A 23,178-nucleotide genomic window follows, 5' to 3' on the forward strand; every position below is an offset into this window, starting at 1 on the left:
GGCGCTCTCCGCGGCTAGTAGAGCAGCGGGACGTCGTCCTCGCCGTCGGGCGCCGGAAGCGCCACCGGCCCGGCCGCCCGTGACGGGAGGATCACCCGGGCGTTTCCGAGCGACACGCGCTCGCCGCGCTGGTTCGTACAGCTCACTTCCAGGTCTGCGACATGGCCTTCCGGCTCGACGGACTTGGCGACCACCGTCCCGCGCACCCACTGAACGTCGCCGACAAAGTTGAACTGCCGGTGCTGGCAGGCCAAGCGCCACAGCCAGGCGTCGTCGCCCATCCAGTTCGTGACCAGATGGGTCAGGTGCGAGCTGCGCATCCGTCCGTAGTCGAAGGCGGCCGGATTGCCGACGGCGCGCGCCATGGTGTCGTCCCAGTGCACCCGCTGCACCACGTCCCAGGCGTTGTTCGCGTTCTTGGTGAAGAACTTCGGCGCGCGCTGCCGATGCTTCCACGCCCGGCGGTTCGATTGCACGCCGCCGCCCCAGCCGCGCATCCAGACGATGACGTCGGTCGTCGTGAGCGGGCCCTTCACCATCGTTCCGACATCATCGCCCACCGTCACGTCTTCCCAGTACCGGGGATCCGACCCACGGGGCGGCGGCTGGGCGGCATAGGCGGCGTCGATCTCCGCGAGCTGTTCGTCGGTGTAGACGGCGGGCGAGATCTTGGCCTGCTTGCCCGACTCCCGCGCACCCTCGCGCTCCATGCGCATGAAGTTGAAGCGCTCGATCGCGACCAGCTCGCCCTGCTGATTGATGTAGTCGGAGCGGTAGTGGGTATGAACGGCCCGGCCGCCGCTCATCCTGCTCTCCGCCTTCTCGTTCACCGCGCAGAGGTAATAGCGCTTGGTGAGCCGATCGCCGGGCCTGATCGGCTTGAAGAATTGCATGTCATCGCCGGTGAAGAATTCATGCACTCCCGCCAGCGCGTGAGCCCCCCGGGCCCGCAACTCCGGACGGATGGTCTTCACTTCGCTCTCCCCCATCGTCAGCACGAAGGGGGGCGCCGCGATCAACCCCTCCCAGCGTGTCGAGGCGGCGTATTCGGGATCCGAATAGAGCGGGTTCTCGTCGCCGTAGGCGGCGGTGAAATGACGGATGCCGTCGATGCTCGCCTCGGTGTTGAACGGCGCGTCGCGCGGCACCACCACCCCGATGCGCTCGCGCATCTTGGCGATCCCCTCGTCGGTGATCCTGCCTGCCGTCGCTGCTTCCGCCGCCGAAGCTTCACTCATCGACCCATCTCCTCCACATCAAGTCTCGGCAAGATCCCGCAACGCCTCAGTCGCGAGACCCAGAGCCTCTTTTCTGTCGACCTTGCCGTTGGGATTGAGCGGTATCGCAGCGAGCGTGAACCACCGCCTCGGCGTCTTGTAGGGTTCCAACAGCCCGCGGACAGCGGCGGCGACGCGCCGCCAGGCTTCTTCAGCCGCCGGCCCCGCCAGATCGTCCGCCCAAACCACGCCGGCGACCGGGACTTCGCCCAGGCGCGGGTCCGGCATCGGAACCACCACCGCGTCGCGGACCTCGGGCGCCGTTCGCAGGGCTTCCTCGACTTCGCCGGGATACACGTTGAAGCCACCGACGATCATCATCTCCTTGATGCGCCCGCAGATGTAGAGGATGCCGTGCTCATCGATCCGCGCGAGGTCGCCGGTGTGGAACCAGCCCTCGGCGTCCACGCCCGGATGGGGCTCGGCGCCCTCGGCCGACGGCATTCGCCCCACCAGTTCGCCCGTCTCGCCCGGCGCGACGTCCTTGCCCTGTGGATCGACGATGCGGTGTGGCGTTCCGGACGCGATCCGCCCCACCGATCCGGGCCCTCGGCGCCCGGCGATGACGTCCTCGTACCGCTCCAGGCTCATCACCGCGCCTTCCGTGGACCCGTAGGCCTGGAGCACGGGCGCGCCGTAACGCGCCTCGAACTTGTCGCGGGTCGAGATCGGTAGCGGGGCGGTGCCGCTGTTCACGTACTTCAGGTTCCGGAACCGGATGTCCCGATCCGTGTAGGCGAGGTCGTGGATCATCGCCGGCGCGAGCTGAAGCGTGTCGACCTCGTAGTTCTTCGCCAGTTGCTCGATGGCGTCGACCGTGAACTTGGGGATGAGGATCAGCCGGCGGCCCACGTAGATGCGGAACAGGACGCGCCCCAACGCCGCGGAGTGCCCGAAGGGGCTGAAGTTGATGGCCGGCGGGCTGGTGGGCGGGGCCGTGCGGGGCCGGAAACCGGCGACCTTGGCATAGGCGCCCGCCGTCATCCGCGAGCCCTCGGCGAGCGCGGAATGCGGACGCCAGACCGGCTTCGCCTGGCCCGTCGAACCCGAGGTGAAGAGCACCACCGCCGGAGACTCAGGCGTCAGCAGGTGCGCCCTGGGCTCGGGAATGTCGCCCGGACGCGGAAGTGGCGCGCCTTCGGCCGCCCCCTCGGCGTCGACGATGATCGTCCGCTCCCCGGCCTCCGGCCAACCGCGGGCGATGACGTGGGTGGCGCCGCTCAGTTCGAAGCGTCCCGCCGCCTCGACGGGCGGCAGCATGTCGGCGCAGCAGGCGGCCGTCGCGCCGAGGCGCCAGCATGCGAGCATGGCGACGACCCAGGCGCGGTCGTTGCCGAGATAGACCCCGACCACATCCCCTCGACCGACGCCGCGGGCCTCGAGCACATCGGCCAGCGCCGCCGCGCGGCCCGCGAGTTCGGCATAGCTCTGCGCCGCGCCGTCGACGCTGACGAGGAACGGCGCGTCGGGGTCGTGCCGGACCCGCCACTCGAACATGGCGAGGGGGTTTTCGAACACCGGCGCGCCCTCGCGCGGCGCGGCGCCGTCATCCCCCGCGACCTCGCGGCCGCCGTCGGGCCGCGACGACGTCACGCCGCAGCCTCGGCGCGTTCGCCGGCGCCGGACGTCTGCATGTCGAGCGCATTGACGATGACCTCGCGATGCTCGGAGCGATCGCCGAGCAGGGACGCGAGCGTCGCGGACCGCCGCAGGAAGAGGTGGATGTCGTGGTCCCAGGTGAAGCCAATGCCGCCGAAGACCTGGATGCAGCTCTCCGGAACCTTCTTCAGGGAGTCGATCGCCCAGTAGGCCGCGCGCGAGACATGAACCTGCTTGTCCGGATCGTCGGAGGCCACGCTCGCGGTCGCCGCGCGGACCAGCGACTTCGCGATCTCGATGTCGGCCCGCATGTTCACCAGCCGATGCTTGATCGCCTGATACTGGCCGATAACCTTGCCGAAGGTCTCCCGGACCTTGGCGTATTCGACCGCCAGGTCCAGCGCGGATTCGGCGAGGCCGCATAGCTCGGCCACGATCAGCAGGTCGCTGAGCAGCAGGGCCTCGCGCAGGAGCCGCTCGGCGTCGGCCCCCTCGGCGATCAGCGCGTCGCCCGGCACGTGCACGTCCGTGAACGTCACGGCGTCGACCGCCGACCAGTCCAGGGGCTTCATGGGCTTCACGTCGACGCCCGCGGCCGACCGTGGGACCGCGAAGAGCGCGACGCCCGCACGGTCCGTCCGCGCCGCGACGATGATCGTGGAGGCATGGCGGGCCGCCGTCACGAACAGCTTCTCTCCGCGGAGCACCCACGCCTGCCCTTCGGACGTCGCCGCAAGCGAGACCTTCGCCCTGTCGCGACCCAGCTCCCGCTCGAGCACCGCAAGCGTCAGCGGCTGGGCGCCGCCGGTCACGGCGTCGTTGAGGCCGGCCCGCAGTTTGGGAGGGGCCGCCCGGACGAGTTCGCCGGCGACGATGTGCGCGATCAGCGGGGACGGCGCGATCGCCCGCCCGCACTCCTCGGCGATCGCCACGAGCTCACTGACCGTCGCCCCCGAGCCCCCGTCTTCCTCGGGAGCCATGAGCCCCGGCCACCCGAGGGAACCCATCTGCGCCCAGAGCGCCGGATCGTAGCCGTCGCCGGAGTCGATCAGCTTGCGGAAGCGCGCGGTCGACCATTCGCCCTTCAGGAGCGACGTGGCGCTGTCCCTTACGAGGCTGGCGCGCTCGTCGAGAGCGTCCCGCAAGCTCAGGTTGGTCGGGTCCATCACTTTTCCTTCGGCAGGCCGAGCAGACGCTCGCCAATGATGTTGCGCTGTATCTCGGAGGTCCCGCCGCCGAGCGTGGCGGCCCGCATGAGCAGGTAGCCGGTTGCCGGGTTTCCGCCCTTCACGACGTGAGGTGATCCGGCCTGAAGGGGTCCATAGGGTCCCAGCAGCTCCATTCCGAAGTCGGCCATGGACTGGTCGACCTCGGACCAGATCAGCTTCGCGATCGAGGTTTCCGCCCCCGGAGGGATGCCCTTCAGCCCTTTGACGATGCTGCTCCAGCCCATCTCGCCGAGCGCGCTCACGATGGTCGAGTAGCGGGCGAGCTTGTCGCGGACGACGGGGTCGTCGAGCCGGCGCTGTCCGTCGAACTTCGTGTCCTTCGCGACCTTCACCAGGATGTCGAGACGACGCTCGGCGCGCACGGTGGCAGTGCCCGCCCGTTCGAACCGCAGCGTGTTCGTCGCTACCTGCCAGCCGTTGTTGACCTCTCCGATCACCCGATTGCGAGGTACTCGCACCTCGTCGAAGAAGACCTGGTTGAACCCGGCCACGCCCGTGATCTGCCGCAGCGGGCGTATGGTGATGCCAGGCTCCTTCATGTCCAGAATGAAGGCCGTGATGCCCTGGTTCTTGGGGACGTTCGTGTCGGTCTTGGCCAGCAGGAAGCAGTAGTCCGCCCGCTCGGCGCCTGACGTCCACACCTTGGATCCCGACACCAGGAAGTGGTCGCCCATGTCGACCGCCTTCGTCGTCATTCCCGCGAGGTCGCTGCCGGCGCCCGGTTCGCTGAACCCCTGGCACCACAGGATGTCGGCATCGAGAATCTTGGGGAGGAAGTAGTCCTTGATCTCCTGGCTCGCCCACTGGATCAACGCCGGGCCAAGCTGCAGGATCGACGACCGATTGAGGACGTCGGGCACGCTCCGCCGGGACATCTCCTCGTTGTAGATGATCTGCTGCGCGAGGCCGGCGCCGCGGCCGCCGTACTCGACCGGCCAGGAGATCGCGGCCAGTCCCGCTGCGTTCAGTTTCCGCTGCCACGCACGCAGGTACTCGATGCGCTCCTTCGGCGTGGTCCAGGGTTTGCCGCCCTTGTCCCAATCGTGGGACAGGTTCTGGTCCAGGAAGTCGCGGACTTCGCGCCGGAAATCCTCGTCTTCCGTCGTGAATTCGATGGTCTGTTCCAAGTCCATTCTCCGATCCGCTACCCGGAGGACGCAGGCTGACTCTCCAGCTCGTCGCGCCCTGGTCTCTCATCTGGCCTGGGCGGCGGGGCGATCGTCCGATCGACGCCGCCCCGCCGTCCAGCCGCTAGAAGTCGTAGCCGGCGCGGATGCCCACGACGCGCGGCGAGCCCCAGAAGGCGTAGTCGCCGGTTGCGCTGCCCGTGTAGGCCAGCCGGTAGTCGGTGTTGAAGACGTTGTTCACGAACGCGCCGAGCGAGACCTTCTCGTCGGCGTCCCGCCAGGTCAGGCCGGCGTTGACGAGCGTGAACGCGGGCTGCCGGTAGCGCTGCACCCGCGTCTGGCCTGACGCACCGAGCGGGCCAAACACCGAGGGGTTGTTGGGGGCGTAGGAGGACGTGTACTTCACGTTCACGTTGGGGATCAGGACGCCGCCAAACACGTCCATGATCTTGTAGTCCGCGGCGAACGTCGCCGTGATCTGCGGCGAGCGGGCCAGGTCCAACCCTGTCCAGTCCTGCGGCTGACCGCCGACGTTACGCTGCGTGCCGAAGTTCAGGCCGGTGCCCGTGGCGTTCGAATAGTCCTCGTACTGCGCGTGGGTGTAGGCCGCGGAGGCTTGCAGCGTGAGCCCGTCGATGGGCTGCCATGTCGTCTGCGCGTCGAGGCCGTAGATTTCGGCGCCCTTCGCGTTGGCGGTGATGCTCAGCACGGTATTGGGGTTGAGCGGGTTGGGCCGCTGCAGCGACGTCTGCACGTCGGTGTACTTGTAATGGTAGGCCGCGATGTCGAACTGCAGACCGCGCTGGGCCGTCTTGAACCCGACTTCGAAGGCGCGGATCTTCTCGGGTCGGAGCGGCAGCTGGATGTTCTGGCCAATGGCCACGACGATCTGCGGAAGACCCGAGCGGAAGCCCCGCGAATAGGACGCGTAGACGTTGGTGTTTTCCGCGACCTCGTAGCGGATGGACCCACGAGGGCTGAAGTTGCTGAACTTCAGCTTCGATGTCGCGAAGGGCGAACTTGGGGTCGCCACGCCGTTCGTGAAGATGAAGCCCTGCTGCCGACTCTCCCGCTTCTCCTCCGCGTAGCGCCCGCCCACGTTTACGGAGAGCTTGTCGGTGAGCTCGTAGGTCGCGTCGATGAACGCCGCCACGGACTTGGTGAAATCACGACGCGTTGCGCGCGACGATGGCGCGTTGTTGGTGAACGCGTTGTTGCCTGGTTGATCGACGTCATTGTCCCAGTAAGTTGCGCCAATGATGAGATTAAGTCGATCGATCGTATCGATGTTGAAATCGATTCCCTGCTGGAAGTTCTTCTGACTGTAAACAGCTTCCGTGTACGAAATATCCGCAAACGATCCGTCAAAGTCGAAGTTCTGTTTCACATCGCGTTTCGCCGCTCCCGTATACGATGTGATCTGGCCGATGCCGACATCCCATCTCAGAGTGAGCGTTGCCTCATCGACCGTATTCCGCTGAAGGGAATTCCGATTGGTTGCGAACGTACGGCGGTCGTAGAGCCTACCCACCTTGGGGGGGAGCGTCGGCGCCCTATACTGGTCGATTGTGAACATCAGACCCGTAGGGTCACTGAGCTCAGTGAAGTTGTAGCCGAGCGTGACGTTGAGATTGTCGGTGACGTCGGCCTCGAGCTTCGCTCGGAACGAATAGGAATGCGTCTTCGCGGCGTGGCCGATCTCCGCACCCTGGGCATTCAGGAGATCGTAGTAGCCGTCCGACTTTCGGCCGTATCCCGCGAGACTGAAGCGGAAGCGGTCGCTGAGCGGCCCCGAGAGATAGCCGCTCAGCATTCGCGTATTGAACGAGGAATAGGCCGCGCCGATCTTGCCGGTGAAATCCGCCGAGGGGCGCAGCGTGGAGATGAGGATGGCGCCGCCGGTCGCGTTGCGGCCGTAGAGCGTGCCCTGCGGCCCTTTCAGAACCTGGATGCTCTCGAGGTTGGCGAAGTCCTGATTAATGGTGACGGCGTCGTCTTGATAGAATCCATCGATGTAGAGCGCGATGGCGTTCTCGAAGAAGACGCCCACGTTGAGGGATGAAACGCCGCGGACCGCCGGCGCCGTCTGGAAGCCGCTGTTGTTGATCTGCACGCCAGCGGTGATCTGGGTCAGGTCCTGAAGGTTGCGGACGCCGCGCTGCGCGGCGGACGCGGCGTCGACGGTGGTCACCACCATCGGCACGTCCTCGAGCCGTTCCGCCCGCCGCTGCGCAGTGACGATGACCTCGCTCACTTCACTCGGCTGGGCCGCGTCGTTCGCCGGCTGGCTGACAGCCTGACCGAGTACAGCCGTCGGAAAACCTGCAAGAGTTGCGGCCACGCTGCAGATCAGGCTCATCTTTAGCCTACTAACCCCTGCATTCCCCATAGTTCCACTCCCGATGGCTTTATCGCTTCTTATGTCTAGCGTGCCGCTCCGCTCGTGCGTTTACAACTGGAGCATTTCACATCAATCAGAGATATTTCTCATTGGTCGAATCTTGTTTTGTTCATAGGGTTCTAATTCTTGGTTTCTTTCGTCACAATCTGATCAGATAGAGTCGTGCGTGCACGTCAGCTCGGCATATCCGAGCGACGCCAGCTATCTTCTTTTCGCCGCCCGACGGCGGCGGATCACACCGGGACGAGTCCCGGCCGCACGCTCTCGCCGCGACCGTCAAACATCCGCGTCAGCGTCATGATGCGGCGGTAGTAGTGACTGATCGCGAATTCGTCGGTGACGCCATATCCGCCATGGAGCTGAATGCCGCCTTCAGAGATCAGCTTGCCAGCTTCGGCGATGACCAGGTGGGCTTCGCGCACGGCGCCCGCGCGGACCTCGGAGGGGCCATCTATGCTTGCCGCGCCGTAGTACAGGATGGATCGCGCCTCCTGCGCTTCCACGTACATCGCCGAGATTTTGTGCTGCAGGGCCTGGAACTTGCCGAGTGGCCGGCCGAACTGCTCCCGGACCTTCAAGTATTCGGAGCACACGTCCAGGCAGGCTTCGGCGGCGCCCACGATCTGGGCAAGGTTGGCGAGCACGGCGCGATCCTTGGCTTCCCCCACTAGGCCCGCCGCCGCTGCGCCCCGCGCCAGGAGCGCCGTCCCCGGGACGCTCGCGCCGCGAAAGCTGAGGTCGCCGGCCGCCCCACCGTCGATCACGGGATACGCGTCGAGCGAGACGCCATCGGCATTCGTGCGAACCAGGAACAGCGCCCGATCCGTCCCTCCGGCCAGATCGGCGGTGACCAGCGCCGCCGACGCATGCGGCGCGTCATGGCTGAGGACCTTGCGCCCTTCCAAGACATAACCGCCGTCCGGCGTCCGGCAGGCGCGGACACTGCCGTCGACACTGTCCGTGTCCGCAAACGCGACCCGCGCTTCACCCGTGGCGAGCTTGGCCAGGAGCTCATCGGCCAGCGGGTTTCCCTGGCTCCCGGCGAGCAGATGTCCGCCCAGTACGATGTTGCTGACGTAGGCCGTCGACACGACGCCGCGCCCGAGCGCGGTCATGAGGACGAGCACGTCTTCGAACGACCCGTCCAGCCCTCCGGCGCGCTCCGGGAGCGGCAGGCCGAGCCAGCCGAGTTCCGCCATCCGGGCCCAGATCTCGGCGTGATGGGGACGCTGGTCGACGGGCTTCAGGCACAGCGCCTCGCGCACGAAGCGGTCGGCGGAGTCCTTCAGCAGTTGCTGCTCTTCGGTCAGGTCGAAGTTCACGATCTACAGCCCGAACGCGTTCTTCGCGATGATGTTGAACTGCACCTGCTTGGTGCCGCCGTAGATCGTGGCCGCACGGGTGAGCAGGGCCGACGCGACGCGCCCGGGCATATAGTCCGGCCAGTCCGCCGTAGCCGCCGGCCGCTCCGCCATCTCCTCGGGCGAGTACAGACGGATCGCAGACTCGCCCAGCACATCCATCTGCAGCTGCATCACCGTCTGTTGCATGTCCGCCCCCCTGACCTTCAATGCGGAGGCCACCGCTGTCGCGTTTCGCCCGGCCATGTCGTTGGCGAGCACCCGCAGCACCGACCATTCCAGGGCCCTCGCCTGCGCCTCGGCTCGCCGGAGCCTGGCTTGCAGGACGGGATCGGCGCCCAGCGGAGATTGCTCTGAGATCTCCCGCAGCCGAGCCAGTTCGCGCTTGGTGGCGAAGATGAACGCGCTACCCGTCCGCTCGTGGTTGAGCAGCGACTTGGCCGCCTGCCACCCCGATCCCGGCTCGCCGACGAGGTTCTCGACAGGAACCCGGACGTTGTCCAGGAAGACCTCGCACAGGGACGCCTGCCCATTGATTTGCGGGATCCGGCGAACGGTCAGCCCCGGCGATTTCAGGTCGATCAGGAGGAAGGAAATGCCTTCCTGCGGCTTGGCGTCAGAATTGGTCCGCACCAAGAAGAAGCCCCAGTCCGCGGCGTAGGCGCCGCTGGTCCAAATCTTCTGGCCGTTGACGATATAATGATCACCTTGCAGGTTCGCGCGGGTGCGAAGATTGGCCAGGTCCGAGCCCGCTCCCGGCTCCGAGAACCCCTGCGACCAATAGGACCGACCCTCCCGAATGGGCGGGAGAAAGCGCTCCTTCTGCGCGTCCGATCCGAACGTATAGATCACCGGCCCGACGAGCGCGATCGACTGCATGTTCATGGTCGGCGCGTCGGCGAGACTGAGCTCTTCCTGGAAGATGAAGTGCCGGAGCGGATCCCACGACTGCCCGCCGTGCTCCACTGGCCAGGCCGGCACAGACCAGCCCCGCTCATGCAGGATCTGCATCCAGCGAAGCGTGTCCCCCTTGTAGTGCCCTCCCCCGTAAGAGAGCGCGGCGCGCCGGCGTTTGAGGTCTTCGGGAAGGTTTTCGCGGATGAAGGCTCGCACCTCTGCGCGAAAGGCCTCATGCTCCTCCCCGAACGTGTACTTCACGGTGCAGCTCCCACCCGCGGCGGCGTCCTGGCGCTCTCGCGGACCGTCTTCTGTATGGACATAATTGTACGCACATATTCCGGTTGGTCAACGCGCTTGTCGGGTCAAACGCTCGCGCGTCCGCCGGCGCTTACCGGGTCCGCTCGACGCCTAGCCTCCAGCTGGAGCGGGTACATCCACGGACTGCTCTTCCGCCTCACGCTCTTCGATAGCCGATCGCAGACGGCGAAGGAGGAGGCGCAGAACCAGCAGGGTCACGCCCGCGCAGGTCGTGGTCACGATCGTCAGCGACCAGCCGAGCTTGGCAGGGTCGCGGAACCAGAAGTCGTTCAGCGCGCCGATGAACAGCGGCCCAAGACCGCTGCCGACCAGCGCGCACATGCCGAAGTAGAGCCCGGTCACCTGACCACGCAGATGCGCCGGCGCGACCAGTTGGATGGTGGCCATGAAATAGACGATGAACGGGATGATCACCGCCTGAAGAAGACCCAGCGCGACGAAGAACATCCATGGCTCGGGCAGGGAAAAGGCGACCAGGAAGAGCGGCACGCCGGCCATCAGGAGCCAGCTATAGAAGCGGATGTGTGCGTCCTTCATGCCGCGGGCGAACAGCCAGTCCATGACGCCACCCTTGGCGATCACGGTGCCGACGCCAAGCAGGGAAATGAAGCTCAGGACGGGCCCATACTGCAGGGGCGCCAACCCGAACTGCCGGCTCACGAAACTGGGCGCCCAGGCGCTGAGCCCCGCGCTCACGATCGCGAGCAGCGACGCGCCGATGGCCAGAGGCAACATGACGTCGCGACGGTTCTTGAGAAAAGACAGGAGTTGACCGTCGGACGCGCTTTTCGCCTTGCGAGCTCCTCGCCGCGGAGGCTCCCGAAAGGTGAATGCCAGGAGCGCCAGCACCACCCCCGGAGCGCCCAGCAACACGAAGGCGCCTTGCCACTCGGAAGTCTCCGCGAGTCGCGGATGCAAGCCGTGAAGCACACTGGCGGACGCCATCGCGACCGCAGCCAGCGTCAAGGCCGCCGCCGTGCCGGCCTTCTGACCCGTGGCGAAAATTGACATGGCGGTCGTGAGCCGTCGCTTCTCGAACCCGTCGGCCAGTAACGAATAAGCGGCCGGCACGAGTGAGGCCTCACCTATGGCGATAAAGATCCGAACGACGAGAAGCGTGACGAAGCTGTTTGCACAGACCGAGGCCATCGTCGCACATGACCATGCCGTCATGCCTAAGTAGATGACCCAGCGCCTGGAGTAGCGATCCGCCGCATAACCAAGCGGAACTCCGAAGGCCGCCATGGTAAATGAGAAAGCAGGACCGAGGATCAGGCTCATCTGGAAATCAGTGAGCTTCAAATCAGCCTTGATTGGCTCGACCATGACCGTGAGCGCGTATCGGTCGATGAAAGCTATGAAGTAGAACAAGAAGAGGACCGCCAGCATCCACCAGGCGGCGAAGCTCGTTCGCTCAGTGGTTTGCGCCGTCGTTACGGGAGAAGTTGAAGCCACGTTGATCACCAGGTCAGGTCAATCGCTCAGCGGGGCAGCTCACCGACGCGATGGGCATAAGCTCGTTTCCGAACCCGACGGGCGGCTCCACGGTCTAGGATAGGACCCGACCTGTCGGGCAAAAATGTACGTTTTGACATCCATGCGGACCGTTCGCCCCTAGTCCGGCAGGCCTCCTGCGGGCGCAGTCTTCAGAGCTGGCGTCAACCCCAACCGCGCGTCTCGATGTCGGAGCGGTGTTCGTCCAGGGCCGGCGCCAGCGCCGCGCGCCTCCCGGCCTCGCGCAGGAAACGCAGCGGGCTTCCGAACGCCGGATAGCCTTCGTCATCCACTGTAATGAACCCGCGGTCGCACAATCCCTGTTCACCCAGGCCCTCCACCAGGTTCTGCACGGGCGCAAAGCAGATGTCCCGCCCTGCAAACCAGGCCACCCAATCGGCCTTCGTCCGGGTTCGGAACGTCTCCTCCAGGAAGGCCCGCAATGGATCCTGACCGCGGCCGGGCGGCAGATGCGCCAATGGCAGCAGGTCCTCGCGTCCCAAACCGCTGAGGAGCTCCCGGGCGAACTTCGGTTCCGAACCGCCGAGCACGATCCAGCCCTCGTCGGCGGTCTCGTACAAGCGGTACATGGCGTTGCCTCCCAGCGTCCGCTCGGATTGCGGCTCGGGCGGCGCGCCGCGCCCGAACGCCGTGTGCGTGATGTTCACGGTCCAACTCATGAGGCTTTCCGCCATGGCGACGTCGAGATAGTCGCCCACCCCGGTCGTCTCCCGTCGCAAGAGGGCCATCAGCACCCCGGACAGCCCCCACAGCGAGGCCAGGGCGTCCGCGACGGCCAGGTGCGGCTGCGCCGGCGCGCCATCGCGGCCCAGGTTGAGCGACAACACCCCCATGAGCGCCTGGACAGCCAGGTCGTGAGCCGGCCGGTCACGATCGGGGCCGTCCTGACCGAACGCGGAGATGGCGCAGTAGATGACGCGCGGGTTCACCGCGGCCACGGCCGCGTAGTCGATGCCGAGGCGCTTCGCCACGCCGGGCCGGAAGCCTTCGATGAGGACGTCCGCCTCCTTGGCAAGCTCCCAGAAGACCTTCCTTCCGTACTCCGACTTGAGGTCCAGCTGGATGGACCGCTTCCCGCGGTTCACGTTGCGAAAATAGACGCTCAGGTCTCCCATCCGCTCGCCGATCTCGCGCGTGGGGTCTCCTTCTCCGGGCGGCTCCAGCTTGATGACGTCGGCGCCGTGCTGCGCCAGCGCGAGCGTGAGCATCGGGCCAGGGAGAAACAGCGACAGGTCCAGGACCTTCAATCCCTCCAGCTTCACCTTGGGCCTCCTCCTGCTCGCGACGCTTCCGCCCCATGGGCTCAGTCTTGACCGAAACAATTTGTCTGCACAAGATGACCCGAATAGCATGGTAGGGGAGGAGTTACGCATGGACCTAAACCTTGAGCGCATCATCCGCTTCTGCGTGGTAGCGGAGGAACTCTCGTTCACGCGCGCGTCGCAGCGCCTGCAGGTCGATCAGCCCTGGCTGTCTCGTCAGGTGCAGCAGTTGGAAGGCCAGCTGGGCTTCGCGCTGTTCGAGCGGACGACGCGGCGGATCGCGCTCACGCCCGAAGGCGAAATCTTCCTCGGCGCAGCGCGGGAACTCGCGGGCGTCGCGGAGCAGACGAGGTCCGTCGCACAGTCGCTGTCGCAGGAGCGCCGTCAGACCCTCCGCCTCGGCGTAAGCCGGGCCACGTTCTGGGTTTCCGCCCGCGGCCAACTGATCGAAACCTTCCGCACCCGCTATCCCAGCACCTCCGTCGATGCCGTGGGTGGGCTGAGCCCCAGAATCCTGCTCGCCCTGCAACGCCGAAAGATCGACGCCGGCATCATCGCGATCAGCGATGGAGTCGAGGGATTCGACTACCTGCCCATCCACCGCTCGCGGCCGAGACTCATGGTTCCCCGCGAGCACCCCCTGGCTACGAAGCCGCAGATCCGCATGGCCGATCTCAGGGACATCGAGCTGCTGACACCGATGCGCAACGGCAATCCTCTGGCCTACGACCTTGAGTACCGGCCGTTCGAGGAAGCGGGCGCCCGGCTTCGACCCCTGACGGATGGACGCCCAGCCATCTACCACTTCGCGACGATGGAGCGGCTGTTCATGCTTGGCCGCGAGGGTGAACACCACTCCAGCACGACGTTCGTGAGCCGCGATGTGATCGACTGCGCGGCGTTCATCGAGACCGCCGCCGTCCGCAACGCAAACGACGACCGGGAAGTCGTGCGGAAGTTCTGGGCCGCCGCGAAGATCATCGCAGACCAGCAGGCTATCGATAAGGCGGCCGCGTAGGCTCGGAGCTGTCGTGCGCGTTCGGTCGCCGCACAGCTCGGCTCCGCGTCCGCGCCGACTCGCCCCTTAGGCTTTGTGAAGGCCCACGATCGCGACGGCGCTGACGTTCTGGTTCGGCATGCCGCCGAGATTGTGTGAGAGCGCGAGCGACGGTGGCACGCCCCGTTGCCGCTCTCCCGCGCGTCCAAGCAGCTGCAGGTAGTTCTCGTAGATCATCCGCAAGCCGGATGCGCCGATGGGGTGGCCGAAGCACTTGAGACCGCCGTCGATCTGACACGGCAAGCTTCCCTCGGCATCGAAAAACCCGTCGAGGACATCGCGGATCGCGCCGCCTTCGGGACTGACGCCGAGATCTTCCATCGTCACCAGCTCGGTGACGGAGAAGCAGTCGTGCACCTCCATGAGAGAGAGTTGCCGCCGAGGGTCCTCGATCCCAGCCTCGGCGTACGCCTTCCGCGCGGCGACGCGCGTGGTGTGGAAGTAACTGCCGTCCCAGCCCGAGCCCTGCAGCTCCCAGCCGTTGGACATCGAGACCTGGAGCGCCTTGACCGTGACCAGATCCCGCTTCCCCAGCGATCGGGCGATCTCAGGCGTGGTGACGATGGCGCAGGCCGCCCCGTCCGAGACGCCGCAACAGTCGAACAGGCCAAGCGGCTCCGCGATCATCGGGGCGTTCAGCACCTGCTCCACGGTGATGGGTTTGCGCAGATGGGCCTTTGGATTTCGGGCGCCGTTCGCATGGCTCTTCACCGACACATGAGCCATGGCGCGCTTCAGTTCGGACGGGTCCGCATCGTGGCGGGCGCAGTAGGCTCCCGCAAGTTGGGCGAAGTAGCCAGGCGCGGAGCCGGTGACATTGAACATGTCGTAGCTGACGCCGCGCGTCCGCACGGGGAGACCGCCGTAGCCGGTGTCCTTCAGCTTCTCGACGCCCATCGCGAGAGCGATGTCGCAGGCGCCGCTGGCCACCGCGTAGACCGCCCCGCGGAAGGATTCCGTCCCCGACGCGCAGTAGTTCTCGACCTTGGTCACCGCGATGTTCGGCAACCGGAGCGCCATGGACAGAGGGATGCCGCTGGGACCGATGTTCTGAGTGTCGAAGCCCACGCCCAGCCAGGCGGCGTCGATATCCGTGACGTCCACACCCGCGTCGGCGATGGCCTCGTCGAAAGCCTCGACCATCAGGGCGTCGGCGTCGTCGCTCCACCGCTCACCGAAGCGGGTGCACCCCATGCCGACGAGGGCCACTCGATCACGGATCCCGTTCGCCATTTCGGTCGCCCTACTCCGCCGCCAAGGTGGCCGGTATCGCCGCCCGGTAGTCCGGGACGGCCTTCCAGAAGTACTTGATGAACCCGCGGGTCTCGTCGTGCGCGCGGACGCGGAACATCATCCGCACGGGCGCGCCGACCTCGATCCGGCCCGGCTCGACATCGGCGTACTCCACCGTAAGCCGGCCGCCGCCTTCGAACTCGATGGCTCCGTAGTAGCAAGGCGGGTCCGGCGAATAGGTCAGGCCGTCGGCCGTGTGGGTGACGATCCGCGCCAGCCGGTCGGCAAGCGGATAATCCTCCTGGGTGTCCTGAGCCCTGGCGTTCTGGGCGACGCTGATCGCGGTCTTCGGAAACTGCACGACACCGGTCTTGGCGCAGCGACCGCCGACAAGACCCATGACGGCCTTGCGGTTGCGGTAGAGCGCCGCGAGCGGCGTCTTCTGGTCGAATTCCGCCCGCATGCCCCGGTCGATGGCCAGATGCCCGGCCAGCGTCAGATACCTTACGTAGTTGGCTTCCGGCGTGCGGCGGGCGAGCCAACCCGAAACCCCAAGCCCCGCCACAGCGGAGCTTCCTGTGGCGCGGAAGAACAGCACGTCACAGCCCTGGCCGAATCCCACCACCGTGATCAGTTCCCCGGCGTCAGCATCTTCGAGGGCGCGGGCCAGCAGGATCAGCGGCTGGATCGCGCCCGCTCCACCCATCTGCTGGGCCAGGTCGTCGGCAACTGCCGAGGCGCTGATCCCGGCGGCCCCGGCGATCATCGCGGCGGCGCCCTTCTGAGGCGCGGCCATGATGAAGCGGCTGACATCGGCGCCCGCCAGGCCGTGACGCGCCAGGGCCTCCTTCAGGGCGCGTGGCGCAATCTTCGCGTAGCCTTCCTCGCGCAACCACCGACTTTCCCAGACATAGTCGAAGTCCTGCCCTTCCGAGCGGAAGTGGTCAACGAAGTCGATCGTCAGGCTGTGGCCACCCACAAATTCTGCGGCAAGTTCGTCTTGCCCGATCACGAAGGCCGCCGCCGCGTCACCGTGAGTGAGCTCAAGCTCTGAGCCGGGCTGGGTGCGGCGCTTCTCGGCGCCCAGGAGAAGGACATCGCCATCGAACGCGCGCGCACTTTCCAGGGCCTCCAGGAGCGCCGAGGTTCCGGCCCGCTGGCTGCCGCCGATATCAAGCGCCGCCACGCCGTCCGGCAGGTTCAGCGCCTCCTTCACAACGCCGGCGTTGAGGCGATCCTGGAACGGGTGGCTGGTCGATGCGAGGATCACCTTGCGCACCAGGTCGCGTTCGCGGCCATGCAGTGCGTCTCGGGCGGCTTCCACCGCCATGGTGATCGCGTCCTCGTCCCAGTTGGCCATGGCCCGCTCGCCGCCGCTCAGCGCCTTCAGCCCCGGCGCGAACCAAGCGTGAGCCGCCGCAATCGACGACCGCTGAAGCCGGAGGCGCGGCACGTAGGCTCCGGCGGCGCGTATTCCGATCATGGGAGCGTCCCTGTTCCAATGGACGCTATAGCCCGCGCCAAGACCGCTCAAGTTGTCGAATAGGCATTTACCTATGCGAATGTGTTCATTGTCCGGAACTGGCGTCCGACCTACTTCCGCTCCTGCTAATTCGCAGGGGATTCCTGATGAACCTTCTCCATCAAGTGGCCAGCTTCGTCGTGAACGGCTGCGTCTGATGTCGTCACAGTCCCTGCTGCCACGGACGGTCTTCGACGAGGATCACGTCGCCTTCCGCGAGTCCGTCCGCCGCTTCCTCGAACTTGAAATCGCACCGTACCATGCCAGGTGGGAGGAAGCCGGCATCGTCGATCGCGAGGCGTGGGCGGCGGCCGGTCGCCAGGGGCTCCTCTGCATGACGATCCCTGAACAGTACGGCGGGCTTGGCGTCGACCGACGCTACTCCGCGGTGCTCATCGAGGAGATCGCGCGGCAAGGCCTGAGCGGACCCTTCTTCCACGTGCACTCCGATATCGTTGCGCCCTACATCGACAGCTACGGAACCGAGGCCCAGAAGTCGCGCTGGCTGCCGCCGATGGCGCGCGGCGAGATCATCGCCGCCATCGCCATGACCGAACCGGGCGCGGGCTCCGACCTGCAGGCCATGCGCACCGTGGCGGTGCGCGACGGCGACGAATACGTCTTGAACGGCCAAAAGACCTACATCTCGAACGGCCAGCTCGCCGACCTCGTGGTCGTGGCGGCCAAGACGGACCCCGCCGGAGGCTCGCGTGGCGTAAGCCTCTTCCTGGTGGAGCGTGAGCGCGTTGGCTTCGAGCGCGGCCGCAACCTCAAGAAGATGGGTTCCCACGCCCAGGACACCTCCGAGCTGTTCTTCAGCGACGTGCGCATCCCCATGGAGAACCGCCTCGGCGACGAGGGCCACGGATTCTACATGATGATGAAGGAGCTGGCCTGGGAACGGATGCTGGTGGCAATCCGCGCAGTGGCCGGCGCCGAACAGGCGCTGGTCGAGACTGCCGAATACGCCCGCAATCGAATGCTCTTCGGCAAGCCGCTCTTCGACCACCAATACAACCGGTTCAAGCTGGCTGAGCTGCGCGCTCAGACCGAGATGGCGCGCGTGTTCATCGATCGCTGCATCGAACTGGTGACGAGAGGCGAACTCGACGCGGCGGTCGCTGCGATCGCCAAGAAACAGAGCACGGACCTGATGATGCGGGCGCTCGACGACTGCGTGCAGATGCACGGCGGCGCCGGCTACATGTGGGAGTATCCGGTCTGCCGCGCATTTGTGGACGGCCGCTATACGCGCATTGCCGGCGGCTCCAACGAAACCATGCTCGAGCTGATCGCCCGCACGTTCTGATGACGGCGAGCGCCAAACTCGGATCGGCGAGGCTCAGGACATGTTCGGCCTGACGCGGCGTGCGCTGCGCCGCTACGAGACGCTCGGTTCGATCGGGATCGGCATGACGGCGCAGCGCCACTAGAACCTTGTTGCGCGCCGCCGTCTGACCCGGGTCGCCCAGCTGCGGCGCGCCGGCTTGTCCGTGGAAGATATCGGCGACGCCCTGAAGGGCGGTGAACCGGGCGACCTGGCTGTCGGCTTCCTCGTGGAGCAATCCGGCGGTTTCGGCATCGACACGGGCCATTTACGCCTAAGCAGGCGGACTCGGCGCGGGCTAAGCTGCGATCGCGTTGCGCCCAGTTTCAGGAAGGCTCCGAATGTCCCAAAGCGCCACGACGTACGACTACTCCCGGTATGGGGCCCTGAAGATGTCACTGGCCGACGGCATCATGACGATGGTGCTCTCGAACCCGGGGCGCAAGAACGCCGTCACGCCGGAGATGAGCGAGGAACTCACGACCGTCTGGGATGACTTCATGCTCGACGACGAGGTCCGGGTCATCGTGATCACCGGCGAAGGCGGCGACTTCTGTTCGGGAGCCGACCTCTCCCGACGCGCGGCCCAGGCGGACCAGCCCGTGGCCAGTCGGCCGACCAACCGCGTCACGCGGGCGGCGCGCAAACACATCTACGCTATGCTCGATTGCGAGAAGCCCATCCTCGCCAAGGTTCGAGGCGTCGCCTACGGCTTCGGCGCGAATCTGGCCATGGGGGCGGACATGGTCTTCGCCGCCGAGGGCGCGCGGATCTGCGATTCCCACGTAAAGGCGGGCATGGTGGCCGGCGACGGCGGCGTCCTCATGTGGCCCCTGCTGATCGGGATGCACCGGGCCAAGGAGTATCTGATGACCGGCGAGCCGGTGCCCGCCGACGTCGCCGAGCGCATCGGCCTGATCAACCGTTGCCTGCCGGACGACCAGCTCGACGCCCATGTCCAGGACATGGCCGAGAAGCTGCGTGACCTGCCGCCGCACGCGGTGAACTACACCAAGGCCTCTCTCAACATCGCGATGCGCCAGATGACGGGCGCGGCCTTCGAGGCCTCTCTCGCCTATGAGACCTACACCATGACGATGGACGACTGCCGGGAAGCGGCCCGCGCGTTCGTCGAGAAGCGAAAGGGCAACTTCACCGGGACCTAGCCGGCCTCCGCCTCCGCCGTAGCTTTCAGCCAGTCGCGTAGCTCGGCCTTCTTGATCTTGCCGAGCGCGGTGCGGGGGAAGTCCTCGACGACCTCGACGCGCTCCGGGGCCTTTTGCTTGGCGAGGCCGGCCGCCGCGAACTGTGCGCGGATCTGCTCCAGCGAGATTTCCGAGGGGCTGTGCGGGATGATGAAAGCGCAGACGCGCTCGCCGTAACGCTCGTCGGGAAACGCCACGACCGCGGCCTCGCGCGCCCCGCAATGCAGGACGAGCGCGTCCTCGATCTCCTTCGACGACAGGTTCTCGCCGCCGCGGATGATGATGTCCTTCTTGCGATCGACGATGGTGATATAGCCGCCGGCGCTCATCGTCGCGATGTCGCCGGTGCGGAACCAGCCGCCGGGCAGCCAAGCGTTGCGGTTGTGATCCTCATGCATGTAGCCCACGCACAGTTCGGGCCCGCGCGTGACCAGCTCACCTGCCTCGCCGCCAGCGACGTCTGATCCATCGTCATCGACGATCCGCACTTCGATCCCGGGAAGCACCCGCCCTTCGTTCGTGGCCCGCACTTGTAGCGGATCGTTGGGATCACCGGAGCAGACGGTGGGATGCTCGGTAGAACCATACACGCGCGTGGCGCGGATGCCTCGGTCCTCGAGCGTCTGAATATGCGTGGGGCTGATGGTGGTCGCCCCCATGCTGAAATACTTCAGGCTGGAGATGTCGCCGAGCCCGCGATCCACCATGTCGAGCAAGCCCAGAAGGTGGAATGGCGTGCCGCTCATGCCGCTCACCTTGTAGCGCCCGATCAGTTCGAGGCACTCGCGGGCCTCCCAACGGTCGCGCACGGCGTCACAGAAGCCGGACAATGGTCCCCGGACCAGGTCGATCATGCAGCCGATGTGGCCGTACACCGCGGCCGTCAGCAACGTCGGGTTATCAGGATCCACCCGCCGGCGGGTGAAGAAGGTGCGTCCTTCGGCCAGCATGGTGTTGTGGGTATGCAGCACCCCTTTCGGCCGCGAGGTGGTCCCGGATGTGAAGAGCAGGATGCAGACGTCGTCCGGATGAAGCTGCGGCTCCTGGAAGTCCGGCGCGGGTCCAGCGAGGACGTCCCGCCAGAGCTTCGCCTTTCCGGCAGCACGCTCTCCTTGGACCAGGATCGTCTCCAGCGCAGGAAGGCTTTCCAGAGCAGGGATGCGATCCAGGCAGTCCAGTCCCCGGGACCGCTCCGCCATGAATAGAACCTTCGCCCGCGACTCCCGCAGCGCGTAGTCCAGGTCGGGACCGACGTAGGTGAAGTGAATCGGAAGAATCCGCGCGCCAGTCGTCAGCACCGCGTAGCCGAACACCCAGGCTTCCCACCAGTTCGGCATCTGCACGGCGACCGTGTCGCCTGGGCCTACGCCCAACGCCTGCAAGCGCGCCGCCCAGTCGCGACTCAGCTCGTACGCTTCCGCGAGCGTGATCGTGCGGGTCTCCCGCTCATCGGAGTGGAACGCGCGCGAGACGTCACCTCGCTCGCGGGCTGCGCGCGCCAGCATCTGCGGGATGGTTTCGTCGGCGTGCAGCCCTTCAGCGCGCCAGCGCGCCTTCAGACTGGCAAGTTCGGTTGCGGGAAGTCCGCCATAGTCTCCCCGTCCCTCGCTCGGCGATCCGTTCATACGCCCCTCCTATCTCCGTGGTGCAGCCCGTCTCAGGAAATACGCCCGCCAGGCGCGCTGGCGGGCGAGTTGGGGAGGAATGCAATCCATGACGGACCGCGAGGCCCGCATGCCGAGATCGACGCCGCTTGGCGGCATCTGGGCAGCCGGTGCTCGACGCTAGCGATGCGACCCGAGCAGCACCAAGGGCAATATCGGTCCGAGCGATGACCCTCTCCGCATCAATGGTCAGACGACCACCTCCGTCACGCGGCCGAGTGACGCCTCAGACCCGCGACGCACCTGTGCCCGTGCGCCGTCAAGCACGACGCGATCTTGGACCCGGACCTGTAGAAGATAGCCGTCGTCTCCCTCTTGCCAGATACGGGTCTCCAGGACGTCGCCTGGCAGCACGGTCGAGGTGAAGCGGGCGCTCAGCGCCGCCAGTTCCGCATGCTCCGGCGCCACGCTGCTCAGAGCCCTTGCCGCGATGCCGAAGGTCGCGAGGCCATGCAGAATAGGCTGGGGGAAGCCCGCCGCCGTGGCGACGTCCGGATCGGCATGCAGCGGGTTGTAGTCCCCACTGAGCCGGTAGATGAGCGCCGCTTGCGGAAGTGTCTGGATCGACACGACATGATCCGGCGCGCGATCCGGCATGGCCGGCGGCTTCTGCAGTTCACCGCCGGGCCCGCCGCATCCGCCGTCGCCTCGGCAGAAGGTCGACTGCAGGACGGTGCAGAGCGCCTCGCCGGTGTCTGCGTCTTCGACGACTCGCTCGATCAGGACGACGGCGCCGCGCCCCTCGCCTTTGTCGACGATCTGCTTCACGCGGGACTTTCCCACGATCGTCCCTGCCACCGGCAGGCTCTTGTGTACGGTTAGCTCCTGCTCACCGTGCAGGATGCGCACCCAGTCGACCCCGGCCGCGGGATCCTTCATCCAGAAGCCGGGCTGGCCAAGCACGTTCCCCATGGTCGGGAAGGCCATCAGCCCGCCTTCGTAGACGTACCGCAGCTGGCGCTTATCCGTGGGATCGTCCCCGAAACCCAGACCCAGCGCATAGAGGATCGTATCGCGCTCGGTGTAGGTCTGGCGCCGTTCGGGAATGGGCCAGTTGAGAATGCGCTCGTAGTCGAAGGGCATCAGACCGGATCCCAGTTGAACACCGTGGTGGATGTCTCCAGCCCGTAGAGCGAGCTCGAGAAGGCCGGCAGCATGTGCTCGGCGAAGTCGTTGGCCTTCCACCCTTGCGTCCGTTGCATCGATCGCAGCGGCCGCGACTGGCTCATCAGAAAGACTTCGTTGTTCCGCATGCCGAAGATCTGGCCGTTGACTGCCGCAGCCGCGTCGCTGACCAGAAAGGCGACCAGGGGCGCGATCTTGTCCGGCGACATCGCCTGGAGCTTGCGCACCCGCTCTTCCTGCTCCGGCGTATCGACGCGGATGGCGTCGATCATTCGCGTCCATGCCCAGGGCGAGACGCAGTTGGACCGGACGTTGAAGCGCTCCATGTCGAGCGCGATCTGCTTGGAGAGGCCCGCGATGCCGGCCTTGGCGGCGCCGTAGTTCGTCTGGCCCACCGTGCCAATCAGCCCTGCGGTGGACGTGAAGTGGACGTAGGCGCCCTTGTTGTTGCTGCGGAAGATCGGCGCCGCCGCGCGGCTGACGTACCAGGTGCCGCTGAGGTGCACATCGATGACGGCGCGCCACTCCTCCGGATCCATGTTGTGGAACATCCGGTCGCGCAGGATGCCGGCATTGTTCACCACCGCGTCCAGCCGCCCGAAGGTCTTCATCGCCTCGCCGACCATCTCGTTGGCGCCGTCCCACGTCGATACCGACGCGCCGCTGGCGATGGCCTCGCCACCGGCCTTGCGGATTTCGTCGACCACGGTCTCCGCGACCGTCTGATCGTCATCCTCACCCTTGGTGCTGACGCCGAGGTCGTTCACCACGACCTTCGCGCCATGGCTGGCCAGCTCGAGCGCGATCGCCCGGCCAATTCCGCGACCCGCGCCTGTGACGAGTACGACCTTACCTTCAAGTTCAACCGACACGTAGTCCCCCTCAAATGCGATAGCATTGGGCTGAAGAAAGCCCGGCCATCATCACGGCAATACCGGTGGACAACAGCGAGCTGTACGGACAAATTAGTGCGGGTGTGTAGGCTGTCAATAGCGTCGAAGACAATCTCGCGAACCGCTCAGGCAGATGTCGGGCGGCTACGTCGTACGTACAAAA

At 66.1% G+C, this 23,178-nt stretch carries 17 protein-coding genes; 3 read left to right on the forward strand and 14 right to left on the reverse strand.

Going from position 1 to position 23,178, the window contains the following annotated elements; genetic code table 11:
• Positions 1-14: 14 nt before the first annotated feature.
• The 9 genes from WG212_RS15905 to WG212_RS15945 all read right to left on the reverse strand — a co-directional run bounded on the left by WG212_RS15905 (position 15) and on the right by WG212_RS15945 (position 12,974).
• Positions 15-1,238 carry a MaoC family dehydratase N-terminal domain-containing protein gene (locus WG212_RS15905; RefSeq protein WP_337188091.1) on the reverse strand — a complete coding sequence of 408 codons (1,224 nt, stop codon included), beginning with the start codon at positions 1,236-1,238 and terminating at the stop codon, positions 15-17.
• Positions 1,239-1,256: 18 nt separating this feature from the next.
• Positions 1,257-2,870 (reverse strand): class I adenylate-forming enzyme family protein, encoded by a 1,614-nt coding sequence (locus WG212_RS15910; RefSeq protein WP_337188092.1) that lies wholly within the window; start codon positions 2,868-2,870, stop codon positions 1,257-1,259.
• Entirely contained in the window at positions 2,867-4,042 is a 1,176-nt protein-coding gene (locus WG212_RS15915) for an acyl-CoA dehydrogenase family protein (RefSeq protein WP_337188093.1), read from the reverse strand. Before WG212_RS15915 ends, WG212_RS15910 begins: the two co-directional genes overlap by 4 nt.
• Positions 4,042-5,232 (reverse strand): acyl-CoA dehydrogenase family protein, encoded by a 1,191-nt coding sequence (locus tag WG212_RS15920; protein WP_337188094.1) that lies wholly within the window; start codon positions 5,230-5,232, stop codon positions 4,042-4,044. The genes WG212_RS15915 and WG212_RS15920 overlap by 1 nt, the downstream gene beginning before the upstream one ends.
• Before the next feature lie 124 nt (positions 5,233-5,356).
• The gene (locus WG212_RS15925; RefSeq protein ID WP_337188095.1) at positions 5,357-7,591 is read right to left on the reverse strand and encodes a TonB-dependent receptor; all 2,235 of its coding nucleotides are present in this window, start codon (positions 7,589-7,591) and stop codon (positions 5,357-5,359) included.
• A 275-nt stretch (positions 7,592-7,866) separates the two neighbouring features.
• Positions 7,867-8,955, reverse strand: coding sequence for an acyl-CoA dehydrogenase family protein (locus WG212_RS15930; protein WP_337188096.1), 1,089 nt, complete (start codon positions 8,953-8,955; stop codon positions 7,867-7,869).
• A 3-nt stretch (positions 8,956-8,958) separates the two neighbouring features.
• Positions 8,959-10,152: an acyl-CoA dehydrogenase family protein gene (locus WG212_RS15935; RefSeq protein WP_337188097.1), complete on the reverse strand. Its 1,194-nt coding sequence runs from the start codon at positions 10,150-10,152 to the stop codon at positions 8,959-8,961.
• A 150-nt stretch (positions 10,153-10,302) separates the two neighbouring features.
• The gene (locus WG212_RS15940; RefSeq protein ID WP_337188098.1) at positions 10,303-11,676 is read right to left on the reverse strand and encodes an MFS transporter; all 1,374 of its coding nucleotides are present in this window, start codon (positions 11,674-11,676) and stop codon (positions 10,303-10,305) included.
• 194 nt (positions 11,677-11,870) lie between these two features.
• A complete protein-coding gene (locus tag WG212_RS15945) occupies positions 11,871-12,974 on the reverse strand; it encodes a CoA transferase (RefSeq protein ID WP_337188099.1) in 1,104 nt (367 codons plus the stop codon).
• A gap of 124 nt (positions 12,975-13,098) precedes the next feature.
• On the opposite strand from WG212_RS15945, the gene WG212_RS15950 reads away from it, so the two are divergent.
• A complete protein-coding gene (locus tag WG212_RS15950) occupies positions 13,099-14,007 on the forward strand; it encodes a LysR family transcriptional regulator (protein ID WP_337188100.1) in 909 nt (302 codons plus the stop codon).
• A 66-nt stretch (positions 14,008-14,073) separates the two neighbouring features.
• Here WG212_RS15950 and WG212_RS15955 read toward each other — a convergent pair whose 3' ends face one another.
• Both WG212_RS15955 and WG212_RS15960 read right to left on the reverse strand, forming a co-directional pair.
• A complete protein-coding gene (locus tag WG212_RS15955; RefSeq protein WP_337188101.1) occupies positions 14,074-15,279 on the reverse strand; it encodes an acetyl-CoA acetyltransferase in 1,206 nt (401 codons plus the stop codon).
• Between the two features lie 10 nt (positions 15,280-15,289).
• A complete protein-coding gene (locus WG212_RS15960; protein WP_337188102.1) occupies positions 15,290-16,762 on the reverse strand; it encodes an OB-fold domain-containing protein in 1,473 nt (490 codons plus the stop codon).
• Positions 16,763-16,850: 88 nt separating this feature from the next.
• Between WG212_RS15960 and WG212_RS15965 the strand changes: the two genes are divergently transcribed.
• Both WG212_RS15965 and WG212_RS15970 read left to right on the forward strand, forming a co-directional pair.
• Positions 16,851-18,110: an acyl-CoA dehydrogenase family protein gene (locus WG212_RS15965; RefSeq protein ID WP_337188103.1), complete on the forward strand. Its 1,260-nt coding sequence runs from the start codon at positions 16,851-16,853 to the stop codon at positions 18,108-18,110.
• 359 nt (positions 18,111-18,469) lie between these two features.
• A complete protein-coding gene (locus WG212_RS15970) occupies positions 18,470-19,294 on the forward strand; it encodes an enoyl-CoA hydratase-related protein (protein ID WP_337188104.1) in 825 nt (274 codons plus the stop codon).
• On the opposite strand, the gene WG212_RS15975 is transcribed toward WG212_RS15970, so the two are convergent.
• The 3 genes from WG212_RS15975 to WG212_RS15985 form a co-directional block, all read right to left on the reverse strand.
• Positions 19,291-20,958 (reverse strand): AMP-binding protein, encoded by a 1,668-nt coding sequence (locus WG212_RS15975; RefSeq protein ID WP_337188105.1) that lies wholly within the window; start codon positions 20,956-20,958, stop codon positions 19,291-19,293. The genes WG212_RS15970 and WG212_RS15975 overlap by 4 nt on opposite strands.
• A 228-nt stretch (positions 20,959-21,186) precedes the next feature.
• Positions 21,187-22,080 carry a MaoC/PaaZ C-terminal domain-containing protein gene (locus WG212_RS15980; protein ID WP_337188106.1) on the reverse strand — a complete coding sequence of 298 codons (894 nt, stop codon included), beginning with the start codon at positions 22,078-22,080 and terminating at the stop codon, positions 21,187-21,189.
• Positions 22,080-22,994, reverse strand: a complete 915-nt coding sequence (locus tag WG212_RS15985; protein WP_337188107.1) for an SDR family oxidoreductase — start codon at positions 22,992-22,994, stop codon at positions 22,080-22,082. The genes WG212_RS15980 and WG212_RS15985 overlap by 1 nt, the downstream gene beginning before the upstream one ends.
• Positions 22,995-23,178 lie beyond the last annotated feature (184 nt).

Origin of the sequence: Phenylobacterium sp. (assembly GCF_037189685.1) — a bacterium.
Lineage (GTDB): Bacteria > Pseudomonadota > Alphaproteobacteria > Caulobacterales > Caulobacteraceae > Phenylobacterium.

Excerpts from the sequence above, each read along its gene's own strand:
- WG212_RS15905 (WP_337188091.1), bottom strand. The coding sequence starts at position 1,238 with ATGAGTGAAGCTTCGGCGGCGGAAGCAGCGACGGCAGGCAGGATCACC.
- WG212_RS15915 (WP_337188093.1), bottom strand. The coding sequence starts at position 4,042 with ATGGACCCGACCAACCTGAGCTTGCGGGACGCTCTCGACGAGCGCGCC.
- WG212_RS15925 (WP_337188095.1), bottom strand. The coding sequence starts at position 7,591 with ATGAGCCTGATCTGCAGCGTGGCCGCAACTCTTGCAGGTTTTCCGACG.
- WG212_RS15950 (WP_337188100.1), top strand. The coding sequence starts at position 13,099 with ATGGACCTAAACCTTGAGCGCATCATCCGCTTCTGCGTGGTAGCGGAG.
- WG212_RS15955 (WP_337188101.1), bottom strand. The coding sequence starts at position 15,279 with ATGGCGAACGGGATCCGTGATCGAGTGGCCCTCGTCGGCATGGGGTGC.
- WG212_RS15960 (WP_337188102.1), bottom strand. The coding sequence starts at position 16,762 with ATGATCGGAATACGCGCCGCCGGAGCCTACGTGCCGCGCCTCCGGCTT.
- WG212_RS15970 (WP_337188104.1), top strand. The coding sequence starts at position 18,470 with ATGTCCCAAAGCGCCACGACGTACGACTACTCCCGGTATGGGGCCCTG.
- WG212_RS15975 (WP_337188105.1), bottom strand. The coding sequence starts at position 20,958 with ATGAACGGATCGCCGAGCGAGGGACGGGGAGACTATGGCGGACTTCCC.
- WG212_RS15980 (WP_337188106.1), bottom strand. The coding sequence starts at position 22,080 with ATGCCCTTCGACTACGAGCGCATTCTCAACTGGCCCATTCCCGAACGG.